Annotated in this window: 2 protein-coding genes; both read right to left on the minus strand. The window is 66.2% G+C overall.

Features of this window, described 5'->3' with window-relative positions; all coding sequences use genetic code 11:
• A partial coding sequence (locus tag KUO17_RS06970; protein ID WP_341869589.1) for an amino acid adenylation domain-containing protein occupies positions 1-6,287 on the minus strand: 6,287 nt, incomplete at its 3' end.
• 14 nt (positions 6,288-6,301) lie between these two features.
• Positions 6,302-6,624: phosphopantetheine-binding protein (locus tag KUO17_RS06975; protein WP_255263457.1), on the minus strand; the 323-nt coding region annotated here is incomplete at its 5' end.

A 6,624-nucleotide genomic window follows, 5' to 3' on the forward strand; every position in this document is an offset into this window, starting at 1 on the left:
TACGCACCGCCGGCCTTGAGGATCGCCAGCAGGCCGACGACCATCTCCAGGCTGCGCTCGCAGGCCAGGCCGACCAGCACTTCCGGGCCGATGCCCTGGGCAATCAACGCGTGGGCCAGCTGGTTGGCTCGGCAGTTCAACTCGCCATAACCGAGCTGTGTGTCACCCAGTGTCAGCGCGATGGCATCCGGTGCCCGCGCGGCCTGGGCTTCGATCAGTTCATGGATGCATCGCGGGCTGGTGAACTGCGCGGGGGCCGGGTTCCATTCGGCCAGCACGTCACGCTGCTCGGCTGCACTCATCGAAGGCAACGCGCTCAACGGCTGCTCGGCCGACCTCGGCATGGCATCGAGCAACGTGCACAACTGCGCGCCGATACCCTCGACCGTGGCCTGGGAGAAATGCCCGAGGTCGTAGCTCATGTGCAACGACAGTACCTCGCCCAGGCCAACGGCCAGGGTCAGCGGGTAGTTGGTCTGTTCGTGCTGCTCCATCGCCCCGAACTGCAGGCCCTGGGGCGCAGCCTGTTCCAGCACTTCGGCAACCGGGTAGTTCTCGAACACCAGAATGTTGTCGAACAGCGCCTCGCCCCCCTTGCCGGCCCAGCGCTGCACCTCGAACAGCGGCGTATGTTCGTGTTCGCGCAAACTCAGGTTCTGCGCCTGAACCTGTTGCAACCATTGGCTCAACGCCTGCTCCGGACGTGGGCTGGCCACCACCGGCAAGGTGTTGATGAACAGGCCTATCTGCTGTTCCACGCCCTTGAGCTCGGCCGGGCGACCGGCCACGGTGGCGCCGAACGCCACGGTCGATTGCCCGGTGTAGCGCTGCAGCAACAGCAGCCAGGCGGCTTGCAGCAGCGTATTGACGGTGACCTTCTGCTGCCGTGCAAATTGATGCAGGCGCTGGGTCTGGGCGGCGTCCAGATCAAGGTAGTGATTGGCATAGCCATGCCCGGCCAACGCCGTCGACACCTGCGCCAGGCGCGTCGGCTCCTGCAGGTCGCGCAACTGCTCCCTCCAGAAGGCTTCACTGTGCTGGCGGTCCTGACGTTGCAGCCAGGCAATGTAGTCGCTGTAGCTGCCCGGCGCGCTGTGCGGGGGCTGGCCGCAATAGCGCTGCAGCACTTCACCCAGCAACTGCGAGTTGCTCCAGCCGTCCATCAGGATGTGGTGGTGGGTATAGATCAGGTGGTAGCGCTGCACATCGCTCTGCACCAGGTGCAGGCGCAGCAGCGGTGCCTGGTCCAGGGCAAAACCACGGGTACGCTCAGCGTCGGCAAGCGCCGCAATGGCCAGGTCCAGGTCGTCGCGGCCACGCCAGTCATGCATGTCGAACGCCAGCGTGGCGTGCTTGAACACCGCTTGCAACGGTTGCACCAGCGGCGGCTGCCAGAGGAAGCCCGTGCGCAGGATGTCGTGCGCGTCCACCGCATCCTGCCAGGCGCGGGCGAAGCGCGTCGGCTCCAGCCCGTCGATTTCAAGGCTCATCTGCGTGATGTAGTCGGCGCCATCCTGCTCATACAGGCTGTGGAACAGCATGCCCTGCTGCATCGGCGACAGTGGGTAGAGGTCCTTGAGCGCCTGCACGTCGACCGGCAACGCATCGAGCTGGCCCTGGTCGAGGGCGGCCAGCGGGAAGTCCGACGGTGTCACGCCACCGGCCTGGCCGCTGGTGCAATGCGCGATCAGCTGCGCCAGTTCAAGCGCGTACTCCTCGGCCAGGCGCTGCACGCTGGCCGGGGCGAACATGGCTCGGCTGAAGGTCCAGTTCAGTTCCAGCTCACCGTTGAACACCTGGCCGTTGATGCTCAGCCAGTTGTCCAGCGGCGCCTCGGCGCTCTGCGGGTTGCCGGCCGCGTCACCGCACGGGGCGAACAGCGCCGCGTCGTCAGCAAAACTGGCGTCGAACTGGCCCAGGTAGTTGAACGTCACGCGCGGCGCCGGCAATCCAGCCAGCGCGCTGCGCACCGTTTCGTCGCCCAGGTAGCGCAAGGCACCGAAGCCGATACCCTTGTTGGGGATGGCGCGCAGTTGCTCCTTGATGGCCTTGATCGACTCGCCAAGCGACGCGGCCGGGGTCAGCTTCACCGGGAATACACTGGTGAACCAGCCCACGGTGCGGGTCAGGTCCTGGTCCTCGAACAGCTCTTCACGGCCGTGGCCTTCCAGCTGCAGCGCCACCGCCGGGCTTTCGGTCCAGCGCACCAGCACCCGTGCCAGCGCCGTCAGCAGCAGGTCGTTGACCTGGGTGCGGTAGGCACCCGGCGCCTCCTGCAGCAGCGCTCGGGTCTGCCCCGCGTCCAAGCGCGTACTGACGCTGACACTCTGGCTGTTGCGCAGATCGCCGTGGGGGTGCTCGCAGGGCAGGTCCAGGGCCACGCCTTGCAGTTGCGCCTGCCAGTATCCGACTTCAGCTTGCACCGCAGCGCTGCTGGCATGTTCCTGCAGCCACTGCGCCCAGCGTTTGACCGAGGTGGTCTTGAGCGGCAGTTGCACAGGGGCATTCACGCTCAATGCCGTATAGGCCTGCTGCAGGTCCTCGAACAGAATGCGCCACGACACGCCATCCACTGCCAGGTGATGGATCGCCAGCAGCAAGCGCTGCTCTGCGTTCGGCAGGTTGACCAGCAGGCCGCGCAGCAGCGGGCCATGCTGCAGGTCGAGGCTGGCCTGTGCCGCCTCGCCCAAGGCATCGAGTTCACTCAGGTCAGCGCAATCGCGGTACCACACCAGCGGTGCGACGGGCTGTGCGGCAACACGCGCATGCCACGCCCCGTGCTGTGCCTCGAACTGCAGGCGCAAGGCATCGTGGTGCATCACCACCGCCTGCAAGGCACGTTCGAGCACCTGGGCATCGAGCGGTTGCGACGGCTTGAGCAGCACCGACTGGTTCCAGTGGTGGGGCTGCACGTGCACGTTGTCGAAGAACAACTGCTGCATCGGCAGCATCGGCACCGGGCCGACCAAGGGTGCCTGATCAGCGTGTGCCGCGTGTGTCCCCATCTGCGCCACCGTGGCCAGGCTCTGCACCGTCTGGTGCTGGAACAGGTCCTTGGGGCTGATGCGGATACCGGCCTGGCGAGCACGGCTGACGACCTGGATGGAAATGATCGAGTCGCCACCCAGTTCGAAGAAGTTGTCGGTGAGGCCGACCTGCTGCAGCTTCAGCACGTCCTGCCAGATCTGCGCCAGGTGCTGCTCCATCTCGCTCTGCGGGGCGACATAGGCGTGTTGCAGCACACTGGCATCCGGTTGCGGCAAGGCCTTGCGGTCGAGTTTGCCGTTGGTGGTCAGCGGCAGGTGCTCGAGGAACAACAGGTGCGCCGGCACCATATGTTCGGGCAGGTCGTCACGCAGCCGCGCCTTCAGCGTGTCACGCAGTTCGGCCTCGCTGCCAGTCGGCCCGTGCGCGACCACGTAGCCGACCAGTTGCGCACCATTGCTGCCCGCCTGCGCCAGCACCACCGCTTCACGCACCTGGGGCAGCGCCAGCAGCCTGGCCTCGATCTCGCCCAGCTCGATGCGAAAGCCACGGATCTTGACCTGATGGTCGATACGCCCGATGTACTCGATCACCCCGTCGGCGCGGTAGCGCGCCAGGTCGCCGGTGCGGTACAGGCGCTCGCCGGCCGCGCCGAACGGGTCGGGAATGAAGCGCGTGGCCGTGAGGTCGCCACGGTTCAGGTAACCACGCGCAAGACCCGCCTGGCCCACATACAGTTCACCGATGCAGCCCTTGGCCACCGGGTTCAGCGCAGCATCGAGCAGGTACCAGGACAGGTCCGGGATCACCTCGCCGATCGGGCTGCTGGCCTCCCCCCCCAGGTCCGCCAGGCTGATCGGCCGGTAGGTCACGTGCACCGTGGTTTCGGTGATGCCGTACATGTTGATCAGGCGCGGCTGCTGGTCGCCGAAGCGCTCGAACCACGGGCGCAGGCTCTTGACCTCCAGCGCCTCGCCGCCGAACACCACATGGCGCAAGGCGTTGCGAGTGCCGGCGTGTTCGGCCGAGCAGGCCACCTGCATCAGTTGCTTGAACGCCGACGGCGTCTGGTTGAGCACCGTCACGCCTTCGTTGACCAGCAAGGCGTGGAAGTCTTGCGGCGAGCGGCTGACATCGTAGGGCACCACCACCAGGCGCCCGCCATGCAGCAGCGCGCCGAACAGTTCCCACACCGAGAAATCGAAGGCATACGAGTGGAACAGGCTCCACACATCGCTCGGGCCGAAGTTGAACCAGTGCTCGGTGGCGGCGAACAGGCGCAGCACGTTGTGGTGCGCCAGCAAGGTGCCCTTGGGCTTGCCGGTGGAGCCGGAGGTATAGATCACATAGGCCAGGTTGGCCGGGTCCAGGGCCACATCGGGGTTGGCCTCGCTGCAGGTGCCCACCGCTTCATCCAGCAGCAACGGCTGCACCCCGGCCGGCAGCGGCAACTGCGCCAGCAGATGCGCCTGGGTCAGCAGCAGGTCGATGCCGCTGTCTTCGATCATGTAGGCCAGGCGCTCGGCCGGGTAGGCCGGGTCCAGTGGCACATAGGCGCCACCGGCCTTGAGAATCGCCAGCAGGCCGATCACCATCTCCAGGCTGCGTTCGGCCGCCAGGCCGACCCGTACATCGGGGCCCACGCCCTGTTCGATCAGGCGATGGGCCAGGCGATTGGCGCGCCGGTTGAGTTCGGCGTAGCTCAGGTGCGTGGTGCCCAGGCTCAAGGCAATCGCCTCGGGGGCACGCTCGACCTGGCGTTCGATCAGGTGGTGCAGGCAGTCCGTGCTGGGGAATGCCACGGGGTCGGCGTTCCACTGGCGCAGGCTGGCCTGCTGTTCGGCGGCGTCCTGCAGTGCCAGGTCGGCAATGCGCTGGGCGGGATCGGCAACCATCGCCTGCAGCAGGTTCACCCAGTGCCGGCCAAGGCGCTCGGCAGTGCTCGCGTCGAACAGGTCGGTCGCGTAGGTAAGTGCTGCGTCCAGCCCCTCGGGGTTGTCGTAGGTGTTGAGGGTGAGGTCGAATTGCGCCGTCGGGTTGTCCCAGTGCAGCGGGGCCAGGGTCAACCCGGGCAACTGGCCGCTGGCCGAGTTGCCCTGGGCCTCGCCCTGGTGGTTGTACATCACCTGGAACAGGGCGTTGTGACTCAGGTTGCGCTCGGGCTGCAAGGCGTCTACCAGCTGTTCGAACGGCAGGTCCTGATGGTCCTGGGCGCCAAGCACACGGGTACGCACCTGTTGCAGCAGCTGGCGCACCGACAGCGTGCCATCGAATTCGGCCTTGAGAATCTGCGTATTGACGAAAAAGCCGATCAGGCCCTCGGTCTCGACGCGGTTACGGTTGGCCACCGGTACGCCCACGCGAATGTCCGCCTGGCCGCTGTAGCGGTGCAACAGCGTCTGGAACGAGGCCAGCAACAGCATGAACAGGGTCACGCCCTCGGCCTGGGCCAGGCGCTTGAGGCCAGCGCCCAGCGCGTTCGGCAGGTGAATGCCCAACTGGGCACCCTTGAAACTCTGCTCGGCCGGGCGCGCCCGATCCAGCGGCAGTTCCAGCACCGGTTGCTCGCCACCCAACTGCGCGGTCCAGTACGCCAGCTGCCGGTCACGCTCCCCCGCCTCCATCCACTGACGCTGCCACAGCGCGTAGTCGGCATACTGGATCTTGAGCGGCGCCAGGGCCGGTTGCTGGCCCTGGCTGTACGCGGCGTAGAAACGCAGCAGCTCGTCGACCATGATCTGCATCGACCAGCCGTCAGAGACGATATGGTGCTGCACGATCACCAGCACATGCCGCCCCTCGCCGGCCTGCAGCAACGTGGCGCGCACCAGCGGGCCGTGCTGCAGGTCGAACAGGGTGCGGGTCTGCGCTTCGACGAACGCCTTGATCGCGGCCTCGCGTGCCGGCGCGTCGGCACAGGCCGTCAGCGTGGCGCGGCCAAGGCTGAACGGCAGGTGGTCGGCAATCTGCTGCAGGGTCTGCTCGTCGTGCTGGACGAAGGTGGTACGCAGCGCCTCGTGGCGTTGCAGCAGCGTGTCGAAACTGCGCTCGAGCGCCGCCATATCGAGGTTGCCGTCCAGCGACAGCGCGCTGGACAGGTGGTAGGCGGCGCTGCTGGGGTCCAGTTGCCACAGGAACCATTGGCGCTCCTGGGCGTAGGATAGCAACAGCGGCTCTTCGGGCTTTCGCTTGAACACCGGAGCAATGCCAAAAAGGTTGATGCCCTTCTGTTTGAGCATCACCGCCAAGGCTTTGCGTTCCCTGGGTGACAGCTCGCCCACCGCCCCGATCAATTCTTGCACGCCACTACTCCTGGTTATGAGATCAGCTTCTCGAGCTCTTCAGCAGATAAACGTTTGAGGGCCGCCAAAGATTTAGCCAATTCGTCCTCCACCGGCTGACTGCTTTGCTGCAACGCGGCCACGCTGGCACTGAAGGCCGCCAGGTCGTCAGCGACGAACAGCTCCCTGAGCGGCACCTCCAGGCCCAGTTGCTCGCGCAGGCGCACGATCACCTGGGTTGCCAGCAGTGAATGCCCGCCCAACTCGAAGAAGCTGTCGGCCAGGCCGACGCGCTCGCAGCCAAGCACCTGTTGCCAGATGCCAGCAATGCGCTGCTGCAGTTCGCTTTGCGGGGCCA

Origin of the sequence: Pseudomonas aegrilactucae (assembly GCF_019168305.1) — a bacterium.
Taxonomy (GTDB): domain Bacteria; phylum Pseudomonadota; class Gammaproteobacteria; order Pseudomonadales; family Pseudomonadaceae; genus Aquipseudomonas; species Aquipseudomonas aegrilactucae.